At 65.7% G+C, this 17,773-nt stretch carries 17 protein-coding genes; 5 read left to right on the top strand and 12 right to left on the bottom strand.

Features of this window, described 5'->3' with window-relative positions; all coding sequences use genetic code 11:
- Window positions 1-180: 180 nt before the first annotated feature.
- The 3 genes from OCU_RS31505 to OCU_RS31495 are packed head-to-tail and all read left to right on the top strand — an operon-like array spanning window position 181 to window position 4,236.
- Window positions 181-1,365 (top strand): amidohydrolase family protein, encoded by a 1,185-nt coding sequence (locus OCU_RS31505; protein WP_014379493.1) that lies wholly within the window; start codon window positions 181-183, stop codon window positions 1,363-1,365.
- A gap of 1 nt (window position 1,366) precedes the next feature.
- Window positions 1,367-2,611: a cytochrome P450 gene (locus tag OCU_RS31500; RefSeq protein WP_009953671.1), complete on the top strand. Its 1,245-nt coding sequence runs from the start codon at window positions 1,367-1,369 to the stop codon at window positions 2,609-2,611.
- Complete coding sequence (locus tag OCU_RS31495; RefSeq protein WP_009953669.1) at window positions 2,611-4,236, top strand: class I adenylate-forming enzyme family protein; 1,626 nt, start codon at window positions 2,611-2,613, stop codon at window positions 4,234-4,236. The genes OCU_RS31500 and OCU_RS31495 overlap by 1 nt, the downstream gene beginning before the upstream one ends.
- A 688-nt stretch (window positions 4,237-4,924) precedes the next feature.
- Here OCU_RS31495 and OCU_RS31490 read toward each other — a convergent pair.
- From OCU_RS31490 to OCU_RS31445, 10 genes are all read right to left on the bottom strand, one after another.
- Window positions 4,925-5,437 (bottom strand): Dps family protein, encoded by a 513-nt coding sequence (locus tag OCU_RS31490; RefSeq protein WP_044059204.1) that lies wholly within the window; start codon window positions 5,435-5,437, stop codon window positions 4,925-4,927.
- A gap of 179 nt (window positions 5,438-5,616) precedes the next feature.
- Window positions 5,617-6,111 (bottom strand): MarR family winged helix-turn-helix transcriptional regulator, encoded by a 495-nt coding sequence (locus OCU_RS31485; protein ID WP_014379492.1) that lies wholly within the window; start codon window positions 6,109-6,111, stop codon window positions 5,617-5,619.
- A 318-nt stretch (window positions 6,112-6,429) separates the two neighbouring features.
- Window positions 6,430-7,269 carry an enoyl-CoA hydratase gene (locus tag OCU_RS31480; protein WP_014379491.1) on the bottom strand — a complete coding sequence of 280 codons (840 nt, stop codon included), beginning with the start codon at window positions 7,267-7,269 and terminating at the stop codon, window positions 6,430-6,432.
- Entirely contained in the window at window positions 7,241-7,774 is a 534-nt protein-coding gene (locus OCU_RS31475) for an acyl-CoA thioesterase domain-containing protein (RefSeq protein ID WP_009953207.1), read from the bottom strand. The genes OCU_RS31480 and OCU_RS31475 overlap by 29 nt, the downstream gene beginning before the upstream one ends.
- Window positions 7,771-9,417, bottom strand: coding sequence for an AMP-binding protein (locus tag OCU_RS31470; RefSeq protein WP_009953206.1), 1,647 nt, complete (start codon window positions 9,415-9,417; stop codon window positions 7,771-7,773). Before OCU_RS31470 ends, OCU_RS31475 begins: the two co-directional genes overlap by 4 nt.
- Window positions 9,410-10,150, bottom strand: coding sequence for an SDR family NAD(P)-dependent oxidoreductase (locus OCU_RS31465; protein ID WP_009953203.1), 741 nt, complete (start codon window positions 10,148-10,150; stop codon window positions 9,410-9,412). The genes OCU_RS31470 and OCU_RS31465 overlap by 8 nt, the downstream gene beginning before the upstream one ends.
- Entirely contained in the window at window positions 10,150-10,962 is an 813-nt protein-coding gene (locus tag OCU_RS31460) for an enoyl-CoA hydratase/isomerase family protein (RefSeq protein WP_009953202.1), read from the bottom strand. Before OCU_RS31460 ends, OCU_RS31465 begins: the two co-directional genes overlap by 1 nt.
- Window positions 10,959-11,951 carry an acyl-CoA dehydrogenase family protein gene (locus OCU_RS31455; protein WP_009953201.1) on the bottom strand — a complete coding sequence of 331 codons (993 nt, stop codon included), beginning with the start codon at window positions 11,949-11,951 and terminating at the stop codon, window positions 10,959-10,961. Before OCU_RS31455 ends, OCU_RS31460 begins: the two co-directional genes overlap by 4 nt.
- On the bottom strand, window positions 11,951-13,069 hold the full coding sequence (locus OCU_RS31450) for an acyl-CoA dehydrogenase family protein (protein ID WP_009953200.1): 1,119 nt from the start codon (window positions 13,067-13,069) through the stop codon (window positions 11,951-11,953). Before OCU_RS31450 ends, OCU_RS31455 begins: the two co-directional genes overlap by 1 nt.
- Before the next feature lie 15 nt (window positions 13,070-13,084).
- Window positions 13,085-14,083 (bottom strand): dihydrodipicolinate synthase family protein, encoded by a 999-nt coding sequence (locus OCU_RS31445; RefSeq protein ID WP_036396691.1) that lies wholly within the window; start codon window positions 14,081-14,083, stop codon window positions 13,085-13,087.
- Between OCU_RS31445 and OCU_RS31440 the strand changes: the two genes are divergently transcribed.
- Window positions 14,076-15,017: an SDR family oxidoreductase gene (locus OCU_RS31440; RefSeq protein WP_196771100.1), complete on the top strand. Its 942-nt coding sequence runs from the start codon at window positions 14,076-14,078 to the stop codon at window positions 15,015-15,017. The genes OCU_RS31445 and OCU_RS31440 overlap by 8 nt on opposite strands.
- Before the next feature lie 53 nt (window positions 15,018-15,070).
- Window positions 15,071-16,282: a CaiB/BaiF CoA transferase family protein gene (locus OCU_RS31435; protein WP_014379488.1), complete on the top strand. Its 1,212-nt coding sequence runs from the start codon at window positions 15,071-15,073 to the stop codon at window positions 16,280-16,282.
- An 18-nt stretch (window positions 16,283-16,300) separates the two neighbouring features.
- Here the strand turns inward: OCU_RS31435 and OCU_RS31430 are convergent, their stop codons facing one another.
- Window positions 16,301-16,990, bottom strand: a complete 690-nt coding sequence (locus OCU_RS31430; protein WP_009953194.1) for a TetR/AcrR family transcriptional regulator — start codon at window positions 16,988-16,990, stop codon at window positions 16,301-16,303.
- Entirely contained in the window at window positions 16,974-17,768 is a 795-nt protein-coding gene (locus OCU_RS31425) for an alpha/beta fold hydrolase (protein WP_014379486.1), read from the bottom strand. The genes OCU_RS31430 and OCU_RS31425 overlap by 17 nt, the downstream gene beginning before the upstream one ends.
- Window positions 17,769-17,773: the final 5 nt, after the last annotated feature.

The following is a 17,773-nucleotide window of genomic DNA, read 5'->3' as shown; positions in this document are numbered from 1 at the left end:
ACGCGAGCGTCGCCACAGAAGGCACGTTACCCGTAAAACAGATGGGTGCACGACGAAAAAGTAAACGTATATCCTCTTTTTACGCACTCGATGCTAGAGTCAGTCGCACATCTGATTGTCGCTATGTTGAGTAGTGGCCGTTCTACACCGCAGGTACGGCTAGGCACGAGGAGGATTTCAATGACGTCGCGATTGGGCTATCCGGTCTTCGATGGTGATAACCACATGTACGAGACACGCGATGCGCTCACCAAGTTCCTGCCGCCCGAGTACCACGGCGCGATCCGGTACGTCGAAGTAGACGGGCGCACCAAGATCGCCACCCTGGGGCAGATCAGCGACTACATTCCCAACCCGACTTTCGACAAGGTCGCCGCCCCTGGAGCCCAGGAGGACTACTTCCACAACGGCAACCCTGAAGGAAAGTCGCACCGCGAGATTCTGGGGAAAGCGATCGAGTCGACCCCGGCGTTCCGTGAGCCCGGGCCCCGTTTGGCATTGCTGGACGAACAGGGCATCGACAAATCGATGATGTACCCGACACTGGCGAGCCTGGTGGAGGAACGTTTCCGAGAGCACCCCGAGGCGACTCACACGATCATTCACGCTCTGAACCAGTGGCTGCACGAGACCTGGCAGTTCGACTACAAGGGCCGCATCTTCACCACGCCGATCATCACCTTGCCCATCGTGGACAAGGCCATCGAAGAACTGAACTGGGTGGTCGAGCGCGGTGCGCGCGCCATCCTCATCCGGCCGGCGCCGGTACCCGGGCTACACGGCCCGCGGTCATTCGCCCTCCCCGAGTTCGATCCGTTCTGGAAGCGGGTCGTCGAGACCGGCGTGCTGGTCATCATGCATGCGTCGGACAGCGGGTATTCCCGTTACGCCAACGACTGGGAGGGCTCGGGTGAGTTCCGGCCGTTCCAGCCGTCACCGTTCCGCTCCTACTACAGCCTGGCCCGCAACCCGGCCGAGGACGCGGTGGCGGCGCTGGCCTGCCACGGGCTGCTGACGCGGTTTCCCGAACTTCGGATTGGCATGGTGGAGAACGGGACCACCTGGTTGCCGCGACTGCTGGAGAACCTCAGGGACACCCGCAAGAAGATGCCTCAGCTCTACAGCGAGGATCCGGTCGAGGCCATCCAACGCTGCATTTACTTCAATCCCTTCTGGGAGGAGAACGTCGCCGAGCTCGCGAAGTTGGTGCCGATCGATCACCTGTTCTTCGGCTCGGACTACCCGCATCCCGAGGGCTTGGCCGACCCGCTGAGCTACCCCGAACGTCACCCGGAGCTGAGCGACGCCGAGATCGCCATGGTGATGGGCGGCACCCTGTCGAACATGATGCGGATAGACGCCTGAGATGTCGACTGACCACGGTGCAGGATCGGTCACCAAACAGCGCGAGGATGGCTCCCCGATGGAGTTCGACCCTTACTCCGACAGTTTTTTCGACGATCCGTACGACACCTATCGCTGGATGCGCGACGAGGCGCCGGTGTACTACAGCGAGCGGTGGGATTTCTATGCCCTGACCCGGAATGAGGATGTCGTTGCCGCCCACCGCGACTGGGAGACATTCAGCAGCGCCTACGGCGTCACCCTGGACGCACTGTCGATGCGCCACAGGTTCGACGAACTCAAGATGTTGATCCTCATGGATCCCCCCGAACACGAACTGCTCCGCAAGCTGGTCCGCCAGGTCTTCACCAAGGCGGCGATCGCCAACCTGGAGCCGCTAGTGACCGACGTCGTCACCTCCTACGCCGACGCCCTCAGTGGCAGAGACGATTTCGACATCGTGGCCGACTTCGCGGCGCTGTTCCCGGTTGAAATCATCTCCTCAATGCTCGGCGTCCCCCCGGGAGAGCGCCAGCAGATCCGGCATTGGACCGACGGGTTCCTGCACCGTGAGCCGAACAACCCCTTCGCTACCGAAAGCGGCGTCGCCGACTCGATGGCGATGAACGCTTACTTCCTGGCCCTGTCCAAGGAGAAGCGCCGCCAGCCCGACGACCTGATCATTAGCAGGCTGGTGGACGCGACCTACGAGGACGAGACCGGGGTGACGCACCGGCTCACCGACGAGGACATCGCCACGTTCGCGGTGCTGATCGCGGCGGCGGGCAGCGAAACAGTCACCAAGCTAATTGGCAACGGCACCATGGCTTTTCACCACAATCCCGATCAGTGGGAGTTGGTGCTCGCCGATCCCGGCCTAGTCCCCGGCGCGATCGAGGAGATGCTGCGACTCAACCCGCCCTCGCAGTATCAGGGCCGGTTCGCCACCCGTGATGTGGTACTCGACGGCGGCACCATCCCCGCCGGATCTCCGACGCTGCTTGTTACCGGGGCTGCGACCCGCGACCCGCGGGCCTACGACCAGCCCGACGCGTTCGACATCAGGCGGGGCGGCTCCACCACCCTGGCTTTCGGATATGGCGCGCACAGCTGTCTGGGCTCTTGGTTGGCGCGGCTCGAGACTCGGGTGGCCTTGCACGCGATCCGCGAGCGCTGGCCGCGGTTCACCGTGGATACCGAAGGGTTGCGGCGGGTGACAATGTCCAACGTAGCCGGCTACTCGCATATCCCGGTGCACGTCGCCTGATGGCCGCGGCGCAGACCGCCTCGGATGCATTCCTTGGGCTGCCGGGCAGTGTCCCCGAGTTGCTGTCACGGCGGCGCGCCGAGCCTGATGGCGAGTTCCTGGTCACCGACTCCGAGCGGCTCACTTTCGCTGAGGCCGACGCGCAGTCCAGGGCACTCGCCGATGCGCTGTTGGCATCGGGCGTGGGCAAGGGAACCCGCGTCGGCATCCTGTTCCCCAACTGCGCCCAGTGGCTCATCGCCTGGTTGGCCGCGGCACGCATCGGCGCGCTCACCGTCCCGTTGTCGACCTTTGCCCCGGGCGCCGAACTCGCTCGGCTGTTGCGCCACACCGACACCCAGGTGCTATTGATGGGCCGGTCGATCGCCGGCCACGATCTCGTTGCCCGAGTAGCCGATGCGTTACCGGGCTTGGCCGACGGTGAAGGGGCGATCGCGCTCGAGGCTGTCCCCTATCTGCGGCGGGTGCACGTGTGGCCCGACTGTGACCGAGCCTGGGCAACCCCGTGGCCTGGTAACGCGGCTCCGGTCGCGCCCTTGACCGGCTCCGTCGAGCAAGAGGTTGGGCCTGCCGATGAGCTCGTGCTGGTGACGACGTCTGGGACCACGGCGCTACCGAAGTCCGTCGCACACACCCACGGCAGCCTGGTGCGCCACGCGGCCATCCTGGCCCGCCACCGCGGGGTCACCGCCGCCGACCGCATCTACTCCCCAATGCCGTTCTTCTGGGTGGGCGGACTGACCATGGTGGTGTTGCAGGCGCTGTCCACCGGAGCCGCGATCCTGGCTCAAGACGTGTTCGACGCAGGCGCCACGCTTGCCCTGCTGGAACGGGAGCGAGCCACCTTCATCTCCTGCTGGGCACAAGCCAGCCAGGCCATGGCCGACCACCCCGATTTCGCCAAGCGCGACCTGTCCACCGTCCGGGGCGGCACCATGCTGCAGGCGCTCCCGCCCGACCGTCGACCCAGCGAACCCGAGCTGACCCCAAACCTGCTCGGCATGACCGAGACCGGCGGCCCGCACACCATGGTCGAGGTGCCCGACACCCCGCTTCCCCCGGAACGGCGCGGTTCCTTCGGAATCCCGTTGCCCGGGGTTGTGCAGCACCGGATCGTTGATACCGCGGGTCTTCCAGTGCCGCAGGGTCAGGAGGGCCAGATCCAGGTGCGCGGCCAGATCCTGATGAACGCGATCTACAAACAGGAACGCCACGAGGTGTTCACCGCCGACGGCTGGTATGACACCGGGGACCGCGGCTGGTTCGACGACGCCGGGCATCTGCACTTCACCGGTCGCGCCAGCGCCCTGATCAAAACGGCCGGATCCAATGTCTCACCGGCAGAGGTCGAATCGGTTCTGGACGCCATGCCCGGCGTGCTGCACAGCTTCGTGGTCGCCCTGCCTCACCCCGTCCGTGGCGAAGTCGTCGGAGCCGCCGTCGTGCCGGCGCACGGCGCCCAGCTGTCCATCGATGCCGTCACAGCGCACGCCCGCGCCAACCTCTCCGGGTTCAAGGTGCCGACCGTGATCGCGGTCCTTGCCGAGAGCGAGTTACCGATGCTGCCCACCGGCAAGCTCGACCGCCAGGGCCTTGTCGGGCTGTTGGGCGGTGGGTCAGTTTGATAGTCGGTTTCGCGGGCGACCACCCCTGGCAGCCCCGGCGGATTCTGCCAACCGGCCAGCAAGCGACCAGCGGGCGGTTACCCATCTATAGCTGGATGCGTGTGGGCATGCGTTCCATCTATGCCGCTGCGGCGGTCGGCATAGCCATCGCCGTCCTGCTCACCGCCCTGGTTGTGCTGATAGGGGCGTCGTCTGCGCACGCTGACACTGGCATTAATGGTTACGTTCAATGCCTAGGAGGCGACGCGAAGCCCCCACCGCCGGGGGTAAGTGTAGAAGATTGGTTTCCCAGCATTCATGTGATCGCAACGGATCTCAATTCGGGCGTTCCCCCGGACGAAATAGCTCTGAGGTTGGTGGATATGGGAGTCAAGCCGAACGATGCCGCTAGGCGGGTTCAGTGTTTTGTAGCCAACCAACCGCAAGGAGAAGGGCATTGACGCCGTCAAGAGTGCCGCTATCGACGCCGAGTTCGTCGACCTGACAGAAGCCCGTTCGACACGCCCCAGCCGGCGTCGATCGACCAAGCCCGCCAGCCTGCCAACGACACCTGGCGGTGGCGGGCACTCGCTACCGGATAATGCGTTGTGGCTCTTAGGTCCAGCGCTTCTGTGACTTCCCTGAAGCAACCCGCCCGGGCGCCACTCCGATTTCTGGTCCAGTTGACGCCAGGCTCGGCACGTCGAGTTTAAAGCTTGCGGTTTTCGGACTTGATCATCCAGGCGAGCTTCTCCAGTGAGTCGACGATCTCGTGAAGCAGATCGCTCGTGCTGGGGTCGTCGGCGTCGACTGCGTCGTGCACGTTACGGATGGTGTCGACGGTAGCGTACGTCCGTGCGGTCACCAGATCGACGACCTCGCCGGTGGCGACCTCGTTGGCCGGGAACTGCGGCAGGCTCGTCGTCGCCGCGACCGTGTCGGACCGTCCGTCTGGAACGGCGTCGAGGGCCCGCATCCGCTCGGCGATGGTGTCGCTGGCCTCACGAGCGGCGTCAACGAGCTCGTCGAGCTGCAGGTGCAGGTCGCGGAAGTTTGAGCCAATGACGTTCCAATGCGCTTGCTTACCTTGGAGGTTCAGCTCAATGAGGTCAACGAGCACGCGTTGCAGATTGACGGCCAGCGTTGGGGACGCCGTGAAGTTCCGGATGTCGTCGTCGAAACGACGGTTGCCACGCCTTTCGGCCACGGGGGCTGCGGTCATAGTTGACCCTCCTTCTAGGTTACTTTGCTTGCGCTAGCAAGTTTATGCTTGCTAGCGCAAACAAACAAGGTCGATGACGGAGGCGATCGGTGGCATCGCTCACAGACGACGAAGCGGGCGCGGCGTGGAAGCAGGCCGGACGCAGCGGCCCGGCCAGCAGTCTCGACTCCGACGATCATTCAGGTCGAGATGTATCGCCCCACCGGGGTGTCTGGTGATGGTTGACCGGGAACTCCGTGAGGGTCTCCGCTAGCGGCGGCCGCGATGCGTTCGAAGGCATCGCCGATGGCTTTGAGGTCCACTCCGTCGAGGTGGTCGAATAGGTGGCGGCGCAGGCTGACAACGTGGGTGGGGACGGCTTGCTCCAATCGGCTTAGTCCGGCCTCGGTAAGTACTGCGTTACAAGCGCGCGCATCCCGGGATGACTGCTCACGGCGAACCAACCCCTCGGCCTCCATCCGCCCGACGGTACGGCTGATCGCGCTCAACGACTGCTGGCATTGCCGAGCCAGTTCGCTGAGCCCTAACGTACGGTCGGAAGCCTCGGACAAAAACATCAACGCGACGAATTCGGCGTGCGACATGCGATGCTCGCGCTGCAGGTCAGCATCGAGTTGCTTCATCATGGTCACAAAACCGGGGTGCAGCGCGCGAATCACCTTGATTTCACCCACGCTAAGCGCGGTCACCTTGTCGGCCTTCGTACTTCGTGCTCGCTTCCCGCCCGTCTTAACAGCTGCCATGAGTCCAACATACGTAGTATCTGTTCGCGCGAACAAGTAAAGCGTATTTGCTTCGACCAGGCCCGGCTGGTTACGGTCGGCGTGCCGACTCCGGGCCCGCCTAGACGACGCACGCGTCAGCCGGCGGCCGATCCTGGCAGCAGGATGGCGACCAATCCGTCGGCATGAGCCCGAATCCACTTGGGGCTGTGGGATCCTGCCCGGTGAGAAGGCGAACTTCGGGCGCACTGACGTACGACTGACATCGGCTCACTTGCTGCGGCCCGCGGCCTTCATCCGTTCCAGGTCGGCCATCACGACGGTCTGCCCGTTAGTCGCGGCCAGCGCCCGGGTGTGGCCGAGATGATGCATGTCAAAACATGAGGCGATCGCCGTCGAGAAGCCCATGGTGTCCATAGTCTGATTGACCGCCCGCTTGGCCAGTCGCAGGGCCCACGGATCGGTCTGAGCGACGCGATGAGCGAGATCCATTGTGGCGGAACGCAAGTCCTCCAGCGGTACGACGTGGTTGACCATCCCGCAGCGCAGCGCCTCTTCGGCCGTCACCGAACCGGCGGTGAACAGCATTTCCTTGGCTTTGCGGGGACCGAGTTCCCAAGTGTGAGCGTGGTATTCGACGCCCATGATGCCCAGCAGACCGACCGGGTCGGAGAACCGCGCGTTATCCGCGGCGACGATGAGATCGCACGGCCAGCAGAGCATCAATCCGGCCGCAATGCACTTGCCCTGCACCGCGGCGATGGAGGGCTTGGGGATGTCGCGCCAGCGCGTCGCGTACTCGAGGTAGCCGCGGGTCTCCCAGTCGTAGTAGGTGTCCGCGAGCAGCTTGCCGTCGGTGCGCTGCGGACTCAGGTTGCGCCCATCGGCGGATGGATCGGTGCCCGACATGTCGTGCCCGGCGGAGAAGTGCTTACCGGTGGTCTGGAAAACGATGACCCGAACCTCGGGTTCCCCGTCGGCACGCCGCCAAGCTTCGTCGAGATCCTTGAGGATTCCCGGGGTTTGGGCATTGGCGGCCTCGGGGCGGTCCAGGGTGATCACCGCGACCCGGTCATCGACCTCATAGCGGACGAAGTGTTGAGCTGTCATGGCTGCATTCCTGTCGGTGGGGTCCGCACGACGCTTTCCTGCGCGAACGATGCGACATGAGTTCCGGATTCGGTGTAGACGTCTCCGGTGCCGAAGCCGCGGCCACCAGCCAATCGCACGCCATGGATCTGCCCCGCAGCCACCGCGCGACGTCCAACGGTTGGTGAAACCAGACCGAATGGGTCACGACACCGGTTTGGACGCTGACGTCGGCATCGCGCTGGCTGGCCCACGCCACCGCACGCCGATGGCCCAATGACCGACCGTCGTGGGTTTGTTCGAGGTCCAGGTGCAACGGGCCGGCGGCGCGTCCGGCGCGCGGGAACGCGATCTGCAGTGACTTCACCGCTTTGGCCGATCCCGGTGGTGCGGCGGCAACGATGAGCTGTGCCATAGTTTGTCCGCCGAAGATCCGCTCTGCGCTCGGATCCGGCACCGGCAACACGGTGCGGCCCTCGATGCCGTCGCAGAGGGTGAGCATGGCGCGAAATTGATCGAGATTCATCCCAGCCTTTCCTCGGTGCTCGTGGTTGCGATCAGCTCGAACTTCTTGACCTTCCCCGAAGAGGTCGTCGGCAAGGCGTCGACGAAATGCCAAGCGACGGGGGTCTTTTGGCGGGCCAGTCCGGTGGCGTGCAGATAACGGCACAGGTCTTCGGCTGTCACCTGGCCTGGGTGGTCGAACACGACGAACGCCACGGGCACTTCGCCGAACCTTGCGTCGGGTCCGGGTACCACGGCGGCGTGGCGCACCGCCGGGTGTTTGACGAGCAGGTCTTCGATGTCGCGGGCCGAGAACTTCTCGCCGCCGCGGTTGATCACGTCTTTGACCCGCCCGGTGATGGTGACGAAGCCGGCGCCGTCGACGAGACCGACATCCCCGGTGCTGAACCATCCCGCGTCGTCGAGGGCCGCCCGGTTGGCGTCAGGATCGAGGTAGCCGAGCATCTGCTCGGGCCCGCGCACCAGCAGTTCGCCCGGGCAGCCTGCGGCCAGCGGCTCGCCGTCCGTCCCGACGACCCGGACCTGCACCCCCGGGGCGATCGCGCCGTCGGTCCCCGCGCGCAGGTCGAACGGATACGCGCGGTTCATCACCGTCACGGTCGGAAGTTCGGTCATGCCGTACACCCGGGCGGCCGGAATCCCCTGCTCTTCACTGTGTTCCATGACCGCGCGCGGCACCGCCGCCCCGCCGCAGGCGAAAATCCGCAGCGGCAGGTGCACGCGGGCGGCGCGAGCGGCGTCGGTCAATTCCTGCAGGAAAACCGTTGCCCCGGCCGAATACGTCACCCGGTGGCGCATGATGTCGGCCACCGCGACGTCAGGTTCCCAACGGTCGGCCAGCACCGCGGAGGCGCCGACCAGCAACGGGATGGTCATTGCGTTGAGCACGCCCGTGATGTGCTGCAGCGGGGCGGCCATGTAGGCGACGTCCTCCCAGGACAGGCCCCACGCATCAACGAGCTGGCGGGTTTCGGCCAGCAACGTGCGCGACGAGTGCACCGCGGCCTTAGCACCCGACGTCGTGCCCGAAGTGAAGAGGATCAGGCACGGATCATCGGGTCCGACCGTGGCGGATTTCTGGCGGCGCCCGTGCGAGACGACCGCGTCGAACGGCGCCCAGCCCGGCCGGGTCCCCCGCAGCACGAGGCGGGCAACGTCGCCGAGACCGGTTGCCGCAAGGAGGTCGTCGAACGCGTCGGCGTGGGCGAATCCACGAAACGCCTCGGCGGTCACCACAGCGGCCGGCCGCACCTGCTCGATGACCTGGCGCAGCTCGTGTTCCCGGTAGAACGGGGCGACCGGGCAGCTCACCGCCCCGGCATGCCAGACCGCCAGGCCCAGCACGTGAGCTTCCCACCAGTTCGGCGTCTGCCAGCAGACGACGTCGCCAGACCCGATGCCCGCCCCGGTCAGCCACGCGGCAGCACGTTCCACCACCTCGAGCAGCTCCTGGTAAGTCAGCTGATGGCCGCCTTCGGCGAGGGCCGGCTGTGAGCCCCACTGACGGGCGGCGCGGACGACCGACGCAGAAATCGTCTGGTCGCTGATGTAGCCGAAGCGGCGGTATTCGGCGAGGCGGCCCGGGGCCACCGGCGGCGCCACGATGTCACTCGCGGTGAGTCGAGTTCGGTTCACCTTATCCACCCATGCTCATTCCGCCGTCGACGGTCAGGACGGCGCCGGTGACATAGGAGGCGAGGTCGTCGAGCAGAAACGCGACGGCGTGCGCCAGCTCCTCGGGACGGCCCCAGCGCCCGACCGGGATCATCGACGTCACCGCATCCCGGTCGGTGTATGCCAGCTCGGCCGACAGATCGGTGTCGAAGCTGCCGGGTATCACGCAATTCACGGTGATGCCCTTGCGCGCGACCGCCCGAGCACACGATCTGGTCAGCCCGACGATGCCGCCCTTGGCAGCGCCGTAGGCGATCTGCACCGGGCTGCCCAGCAGTGCCGTGACCGAGCCGATGTTGACCACTCGCCCGAAACGCTGCTGGGTCATGTGCGCCAGCGCGGCCTGGCTGAGGAAAAACGCCGCAGACAGGTTGACCGCGAGCTGGCGTTGCCAGTCCTCGGAGCTGACCTCGCTGAGCCGTTGCTCGTTGACCATCCCGGCGTTGTTGACCAAGTAGTCCAGCCGGCCGTGCTGCTCGAGAACGTCGGCAACCAGCCGCTGGCAGCATGTCGGCTCCCCTACATCGGCCTGATGCAGACTCACCGTGGCCCCGCACCGCGAAGCCTCCTCGCGCACGGCGTGTGCGGCGACGTCGTCGCGGGCGTACGCCGCGGCCACCGCGACACCGGCATGCGTCAGCCGGTCGGTGATGGCACGACCTATCCCCCGGGTGCCGCCCGTGACCAATGCGACGCGAGCCATTACGGGATCCTCGCGTTCTTGGCTGCCGCGCGTGCGCTCAGCCGCTCGAGCAGCACGCGATGCTCCTCGGTGTCAAAGCACTCGCTTTCCGCGCGGGCGCAATGTGGCAGTAACGCGGCAACCCGGTCGATGTGGAAATTCAGCAGCTGGCGCGTCTGCCGGACGGCCTGCGGCGGGAGCGCGGCGAGGCGATCGGCCAGCCGCAACGCCTCCTCCAGCACGTCGGTTGCGGGTACCGCCCGGTTCGCCAGCCCCAGGCGATGTGCTTCGGCGCCGCTGACCCGGTCGCCCAGGAGCAGATGTTCCTTGGCGGCGGACAGGCTCGTGAGCAACGGCCACAGCAGCAACCCGCCGGCGCCGTCGAGCAGCCCTAGCGAAACCCGCGGATCACTGAGGAAGGAGTCTTCGGCCATCACGACCAGGTCGCACAGCAGCGCCACCGTGACGCCGGCACCGACTGCAGCGCCGTTGACGGCGGCGACGGTGGGAAACGGCAGGCGCGTCATTGCCCAGAACAGCTCTTGGTGGGCGGCGAGCACGGTGTCGCGCAGAGAGCGGTCATCGCGCATGGCACGGATGGTCTTGAAGTCCCCGCCGGCGCTGAATGCGCTGCCCTCGCCGGTCAGCACCATCGCGCGCACGTCTGAGTCATCACGCAGCGCTAGGACGGCCCCGAGCAGTGCATCGGTGATCTCGGCGTCCAGGGCGTTGGCCTTTTCCGGCCGGGACAACGTCACGCACGCCACCGACCCGAGACGGTCGACGATGACGGCCGGATGTGTTTCCGTGCACGACGGATCGCCGCCGCTCACAGCTCTACCAACCGGGGAATCGTCCCGGCCGAAATCAAACGGGCACCGATCACCGAGGGCAGTTCGCTGGCCGAGCCCAGCACCGAATCCAGCACCAGCGCACGGGCCAAGAAGCGGTGGAAGGGATGCTCGGCAGTGAAGCCGATGCCGGCCAGGACTTGCTGGCACTGGGTGGCGGCGATGCGGGCCGCACGCCCCGCCAACGACTTCGCCAGCAGACCCGCTAAAACGGCATCATCGGCATCCCAGGCCGACGCGAGGGCCGCGGCGGCGCCCGCACGAGCGACGTGTGCGTCGGCCAGCCGGGTGCTTACCGCCTGAAAGGAGCCGATAGGCCGGCCGAATTGCACTCTGCTGCAGGCGTGGTCGACGGCAAGGTCGATCATCCGCCCGACCGCCCCGATGATCTGGTAGCCCAGCGCCACCCGGCCTGCCGTCGCCACTGCATCCCAGGCTGCAACGGCCTGTTTCCCAGCCAGGACCACCTCGGACAGCACGTCAACGCCGCTGACTTCGATCATCTGCAATGCCGGATCAAGACCATCGATCCGCCGCGTCGAGACCCCCGACGACTCCTGCAGGTCAATCCAGACCAGCTCACCGCGGATCGCGATCGGCGCCAGATACCTCAACACCGGCCGCGCTCCGATGACCAGGCCGCGCACCGCCAGCAGTTCGCCGTCAGCCGCGCCGACCAGATCGGCGCCGATGCCGGGTAGGACAACGTTGTATGCCGTCGCCGCGGCCGGCAGATGTTCGGCCAACGGTCGCAGCAGCACATCCTGCAGCGACGTCGACATCGATCCGGCGCCACCGAGCGCGGTGAACAGCGCCGACACCGCATCCCGGGGCGCCTCGGCGAGCAAGTCGGCGAACCCGAACGCATCGAGTGCCTGCGCAAGCTCGGTCCCGTCGAGTTCCTCCGCCAGTCCACGGATGGTCGTCGCCATCAGTTCCCGCTCGGCGGCATCGATGGTGTGAGGCCGCATCACGCGCTTCTCGGCAATCCGAGCAGCCGCGTAGCCACGATATCTTTCTGTATTTCACTGGTGCCCCCGTAGATGGTGGCAGCGCGCGAGTACGCCCACTCGCGGCGCCACGCCCGGCTACGCGCGGTGTCATCGGTTTCCATCTCGCCGCGCAGGAGCTCGCGCGCCGCGTCGAACACGGCCTGATCAGCGGCAGCGATCATGATCTTGTCCACCGAGGCTTCCGGTCCTGGCATATCACCCGCAGCGATGCGGTCCTGTGTGTTCTTCGAGGTGGCGCGAAAAGCCCACAACAGCTGGTAGGCCTCGCCAAGGGTCGACGTGGACTCACCGTCGGGTGTGGCGTCAAGGAGCAGACCGAGGTGGTGGGAGAGCCAGGCGCCGCGCTGCCAGAAAATCGGGCCGCGTTCACAGGACAAAATGAACTGTGCGACCCGCCAGCCGGCGTCGAGCTCACCGAGCAGACGCTGCGCGGGGACTTCGACGTCGACGAACGACGTCGAGCAGAATTCGTCGACACCGGCCATCGTCTCCAGCGGGCTCGCGGTCACGCCCGGTGTGTCCATATCCACCAGAAAAGCGCTGATACCCCGAGACCCGGCGCCACCGGTCCTGGCCAACACAATGCACCGCGTGGCGTGATGAGCCCAGCTGGTCCACAGCTTCTCGCCGTTGATGATCCAGCCGGCACCGCTCGTGCGCGCGGTGGTCCGCATCGATCCCAGGTCGCTGCCCGCGTCGGGCTCGGAGAACCCCTGACACCAGAATTCGTCGCCCCGCAATAGCCGCGGGAAGATCTCCTCGACCAGGTCGGGCCGGCCGAACTCGGCCACCGCCGGCCCGAGCACTTCGTGCATCGACCAGGACGTGGTGTGCACCAGCGCTCGGCTGGTGAGCTCCTCGCCCAGGACGGCGCGCAGCATCGGCGAGCCCCCCAGGCCACCGATCCGAGTCGGCCAGCCCCAGCGCATCCAGCCGGCGTCGAACAGCAGTCGCTGCACTTGACGTTGGTGGTGCAGCTGGGCGTCAACACTTTGGTCTTCGATCGCGGGGACCAACGGCTCTCCGACCTCGTCGATCCAGGCCCGCACGCCGGCGCGAAATTCGCGCACCTCCACTACAGCTCTCCGTTCTCAGGACTCGATGAACCCAGAGGCGACATAGGCCTCACGGATCGGCTGCCTCAGGTCGTCGGGGAACGCGGTTTGCGGCGGCCGGGCCGGGTGGTCACCGACGGGGAGGCCGAGCAACGAAGCGCCGAATTTGAACCCGGCTCCCCAATGCGTGAACATTCCGGGGCGGGCGGGATGGGACTGATAGCGGCGGCTCGCCTCGCGCATGGCGGTCAGACCGGTCTCGGCCGCAAAGGTATCGGCACGCTCGAAATCGCCTAGCATCAGCAGTGCGCGCCACTCGCTGAACAGCAGTGCACCCGGCTTCTCGTAGAGGTAGAGCGCCGAACCCAGCGCTCCGGGGTGGGGTATCCCTAACCGGATCCCGGCCTCATCGGCCGCTTCCCACAACACCATCTCCGGGGCCAGCTTGTGAATCGCAAGGCTGTGCTCCGCATCGAGCAGCCCGTTCTTCAGTCCGCAGAGAGCGGGGATCTCACGGTAGAGCTCGACACATTCCTCGGGGGTTAACACCAGCCCTGTCGAGTGAGAGTTGAAAAAGCCCAGCGGCATATCGGTGCGATCAGCGACATAGCGCAGATATTCGAGCACCCCGGGCTTCCCCGAGCACTCGAAATACGGCGTCAGGATGTAGCAGATGTCGGCGCCCAGCTCTTGGGCGTTCAGCGTGAGCTCGACGGCCTGCTTGGCAGTGTCGGTACTCGACATCACCTGCACCAGCGCGCCGGGTTTGACCCGTCGAGCCTCCTCGATCGCGACCCGGACTACTTCTTTGAGTTCGTCGGTGGTCAGTGACCAGAATTCGGCGATACCGCCGGTCAGCCAAATACCGTCCTGGTCCAGGTCGACCAGGCAATGCCGCACCAGCGCGCGCAGTGCCCCGTAGTCGATTTCGTCGCCGTCGAGACCGCAGAACGGAGTGTAGAGCGAGCTGCAATTGCCCCACAGGTGCTCCGACGCCCAGTCCTTCGCCTCTTTGCCGGTGACACCTGTGACCACAACCGACTCCTTCTGCATTTTGCCGGACGCGAGTTCCGGGCCAGGTGATGACTATCACGTACGCGTCATGGTAGAACCATATGTGCATTGCATGCAAGGAACAAGTGCATGCTCGATGCACCCTGATCCGCGTATTTCGATAGCGCGGCAACCGGCCAGCATGAGGAGCGTGATGTCGCAGAGCATGGAGGGCCGAGTCGCCGTGATTGCCGGCTCATCGATGGGCGTCGGCCGGGCCACCGCCATTCGCCTCGCGCAGGACGGCGCGACGGTCGTGCTGCTGGCCCGCCGTAAATTGCTGCTCGACGAGGTCGTCGAGATAATCGGGCCCAGTGCCGTTCCGATCGTCACCGACATCACCAACAGCCACGATGTGCAGGCCGCCTTCGAACAGATCGCGACGCAGTTCGGCCGTATTGACGTCCTGATCAATTCCGCGGGTGCCAGCCGGATCCGGCTGATCGAAGAAGCCAGCGACGAAGATATCGCCGTGACCGTCAATACCAACCTGGTGGCACCCATCTACACGACGCGTTCTGCCATTCCGCTACTGCGCGCGGCCGGCGGCGGCGACATCATGAACATCTCCTCGGAGATCACCCTCGACGACATGCCGATGATGACCCTTTACGCCGCCACCAAACGTGGCCTCAACGGTTTCACTGGAGCCATGAGCAAGGAGCTACGCCGAGACGGCATCCGGGTGACCCTGGTCGTACTCGGCGCGGTCGGAGATACCGGAATCCACGAGAACTTCGGGCCGGGCGACCTCGAAAAGGCCTGGCCGCTGTGGGAAGCCGACGGCTACCTCACCCGGATGAGTGGTACCCACCTCCTCACCTCGGCCATCGTCGCCGACGTGTTGCACGACGTCATCACCAGGCCCCGCGAAGTGATGATGGACGTGATCCACGTCCGTCCGGCCAGCAGCTGAGCCCCTCTCCAGGATGAAGCCGAAACCGCAAAGGAGACAAAGTGATTCGACCGATGGACGGCGTCCGGGTACTGGAGGTGGCACAGTTCACCTTCGTCCCGTCCGCGGGTGCGGTCTTGGCCGACTGGGGTGCCGACGTCATCAAGGTCGAGCACGCAGAAAAGGGTGATGCCCAGCGCGGCCTGAGCGCCGTGATGGGCATGGCGGTCGGCAGCGGGTCGTTCGCACCCTTGATGGAACACCCTAATCGGGGCAAGCGCAGCATCGGCCTCGCGCTGGAGCAGCCCCAAGCGCTGCAGGTCCTGCACGAGCTGATCCGCACCAGTGACGTGTTCTTGACGAACTTCCTGCCCGCCGCGCGACGGCGGCTGGGCATCGAACTCGACGATGTCCGCAAGATCAACCCGGACATCATCTACGTCCGCGGATCCGGTTTCGGCGCCAACGGCCCTGACAGCGAGAAGGGCGGCTACGACAGCACCGCCTTCTGGGCTCGGGCCGGTGGCGCGGTGGGGGCCGCGCCTGCAGAGTTCGATGGCATTCCCAAGATGCCTGCCGGTGCCTACGGTGATTCGTTGGGCGGAATGACCATCGCCGGAGGCATCGCCGCGGCGCTCCTAGCGCGCGAACGCACCGGCGAAACGTCGGTTGTCGACGTCTCACTGCTGGGCGTGGGTGCCTGGGCCAGCGCTCTCTCCGTAGGTTTGGCGCTTCTCGAGGGCGGCCCACCGGCGCCCCGCGCACCCGGCAACACGGCGCCGACGAACCCGCTGGTGGGCAACTACCGAACCGCCGACAACCGTTGGCTCGTGCTGGCCATGCTCCAACCTGGGCGCTATTGGCCCGAGTTCTGTCGGCACATCGACCGCGAGGACCTCATCCATGACGAGCGATTCGCTAGCACCGAGGCACTCATGGGCAATACGCTGGTAGCGGCCGAGATCGTGCAAGAGGTGCTCGCCGCGCGGCCGCTGGCCGAGTGGGTCTCCCGGTTCGCCGGCATGGAAGGCCAGTGGGCCATCGCGCAGGATCCGTGGGAAGTGGGCCAGGACCCGGCGTTGCGAGCCAACGGAATGATCGCCGAAGTACTCGACATCGACGGCGCTCCGCGGGAACTGGTCGCCAACCCGGTGCAGTTCGACGAGAAGCCCGTACAGCTCAAGCGGGCGCCACAATTCGCCGAGCACACCGATGACATTCTGCGGGCGCTCGGCAAGTCGGACGACGAACTGATCGACCTCAAGGTCAGTGGCGCGGTCACCTGAGAAGTGCCGCCTCGGCTGTTAGGTTGCCGCGCGGAGGATGGCCGCCGAGCAGAAAGCCCACAGGTCATCGACACTGGTTGTCCGCCCACCGGACAACACCGCGGAGTGCGACGTCGCCAGCAGGAGCTCCTGAAGTAGCGCGGCCTGGGTGGCTAACGGCACGTCATCGCGGAGCAAGCCTGCATCGGCAACTTCTTCGAGCAACTCAACGATGAAGGAGTGCAAGGGTTCCAGGGCGTAAGCGAGGTCGTTGGGGCGGGACTCGGCCAGCCGCAGGTGCAGGACACTGAGCCCACGCGCCAGCCGGGCCGGCATCGCGGTGATTTCAGACAGTGCCTCCATCAAGGCCCGCACCCGCTGCACGGGATCCGTGATGCCGTCGCACCGCTCGCGGATCATCGGCATCGCCGTGGTCCGCAGGATCGTCTCGTACACCGCCAACAGCAGGCTGTCTTTGCCATCGAAAAAGGTGTAGAAAGTCCGCTGCGACATGCTGGATTTGTCAACGACGTCCTGGATGGTGAAGTCGCTTTCGTCTCGCTCCCCCAGGAGCTGTATCGCCGCCGACACGAAGCGATCGCTACGTGCCTGGGCTCGCGCGCGGGCGTTGCGCAGCGAGCGATCGACACTGTCCCGCTGCCAACTCGGTACGGGCGCCTCCGCCGGCTGGTGATTTTTCTTTGCCTTCAGCTCAGTTGACCGCGCCATGACGCTCCGCTCTCTCAAGGTCGACTTCGGCCAGGAAGTCGCCGATAACTCCCCTGACCGTATCTGGGCACTTCTGGTGGGCGGAATGCGCCGCGCCCGCTATCTCGACAAACCGGGCCCGCGGATTGACTTGCGCGAATCGCCGACCCTGCTGCTGACGCGTGAGTTCGTCCCGATCCCCTGCCATCAACAGAATCGGGCACGCGATGCCGGCCAACGTCTCCTCGCTCAATTCGGGCCAAGACACGCTGTCCTCGTGTAGCGCGGTGACCAGGTCGCGCCAGTGCTCGGGCCCGTGCACGGCCTCATGCAAGCGTCGTAGCGCAAACGGCCACGTGCGGTGCAGATGCTCCAGCCGAGGAGCGCGGTAGTCGCTGGGGCGTCCCGTCCCGGGAGAAATGAGGATCAAGGATCGGGCCGTTCCCGGGTTCTCCAATTCCAGCGTCAGCGCAATCTCCGCACCATAGGAGAAACCCACGATGTGCGGGCGGCCCAGGTCCAAATACTCGATGAGATACCGCAGGTCGGAGCGGACTGCGGTCCCCGTCGTAGCCGTCGATCGGAATTCCGATCGGCCATGGCCGCGTAGATCGGGCAGGATGCATCGGTACCCCGGCCCCAGGGCCGCGGCCAGGCCAGCCCACTCGAACTCGCCCGTGGCGGTCGCGCCGTGGACGAACAAGACCGGCTGAGGTCCGTCGCCGACCACCGCATAGGCCAACGTCAACCCATCGTGTTGATAGGTGAAGGGACGAGGCGCTCCCAGCTGCCCAGTCATGCACG

Origin of the sequence: Mycobacterium intracellulare ATCC 13950, assembly GCF_000277125.1 — a bacterium.
Classification (GTDB): domain Bacteria; phylum Actinomycetota; class Actinomycetes; order Mycobacteriales; family Mycobacteriaceae; genus Mycobacterium; species Mycobacterium intracellulare.
The sequence above is the reverse complement of the archived record's forward strand: the minus strand, read 5'-3'. Positions and strand labels throughout refer to the sequence as shown.

Excerpts from the sequence above, each read along its gene's own strand:
- OCU_RS31455 (WP_009953201.1), bottom strand. The coding sequence starts at position 11,951 with ATGCGGCCTCACACCATCGATGCCGCCGAGCGGGAACTGATGGCGACG.
- OCU_RS31480 (WP_014379491.1), bottom strand. The coding sequence starts at position 7,269 with ATGACAGCTCAACACTTCGTCCGCTATGAGGTCGATGACCGGGTCGCG.
- OCU_RS31465 (WP_009953203.1), bottom strand. The coding sequence starts at position 10,150 with ATGGCTCGCGTCGCATTGGTCACGGGCGGCACCCGGGGGATAGGTCGT.
- OCU_RS31490 (WP_044059204.1), bottom strand. The coding sequence starts at position 5,437 with ATGACCGCAGCCCCCGTGGCCGAAAGGCGTGGCAACCGTCGTTTCGAC.
- OCU_RS31475 (WP_009953207.1), bottom strand. The coding sequence starts at position 7,774 with ATGAATCTCGATCAATTTCGCGCCATGCTCACCCTCTGCGACGGCATC.
- OCU_RS31505 (WP_014379493.1), top strand. The coding sequence starts at position 181 with ATGACGTCGCGATTGGGCTATCCGGTCTTCGATGGTGATAACCACATG.
- OCU_RS31500 (WP_009953671.1), top strand. The coding sequence starts at position 1,367 with ATGTCGACTGACCACGGTGCAGGATCGGTCACCAAACAGCGCGAGGAT.
- OCU_RS31430 (WP_009953194.1), bottom strand. The coding sequence starts at position 16,990 with ATGGCGCGGTCAACTGAGCTGAAGGCAAAGAAAAATCACCAGCCGGCG.
- OCU_RS31435 (WP_014379488.1), top strand. The coding sequence starts at position 15,071 with ATGGACGGCGTCCGGGTACTGGAGGTGGCACAGTTCACCTTCGTCCCG.
- OCU_RS31495 (WP_009953669.1), top strand. The coding sequence starts at position 2,611 with ATGGCCGCGGCGCAGACCGCCTCGGATGCATTCCTTGGGCTGCCGGGC.
- OCU_RS31425 (WP_014379486.1), bottom strand. The coding sequence starts at position 17,768 with ATGACTGGGCAGCTGGGAGCGCCTCGTCCCTTCACCTATCAACACGAT.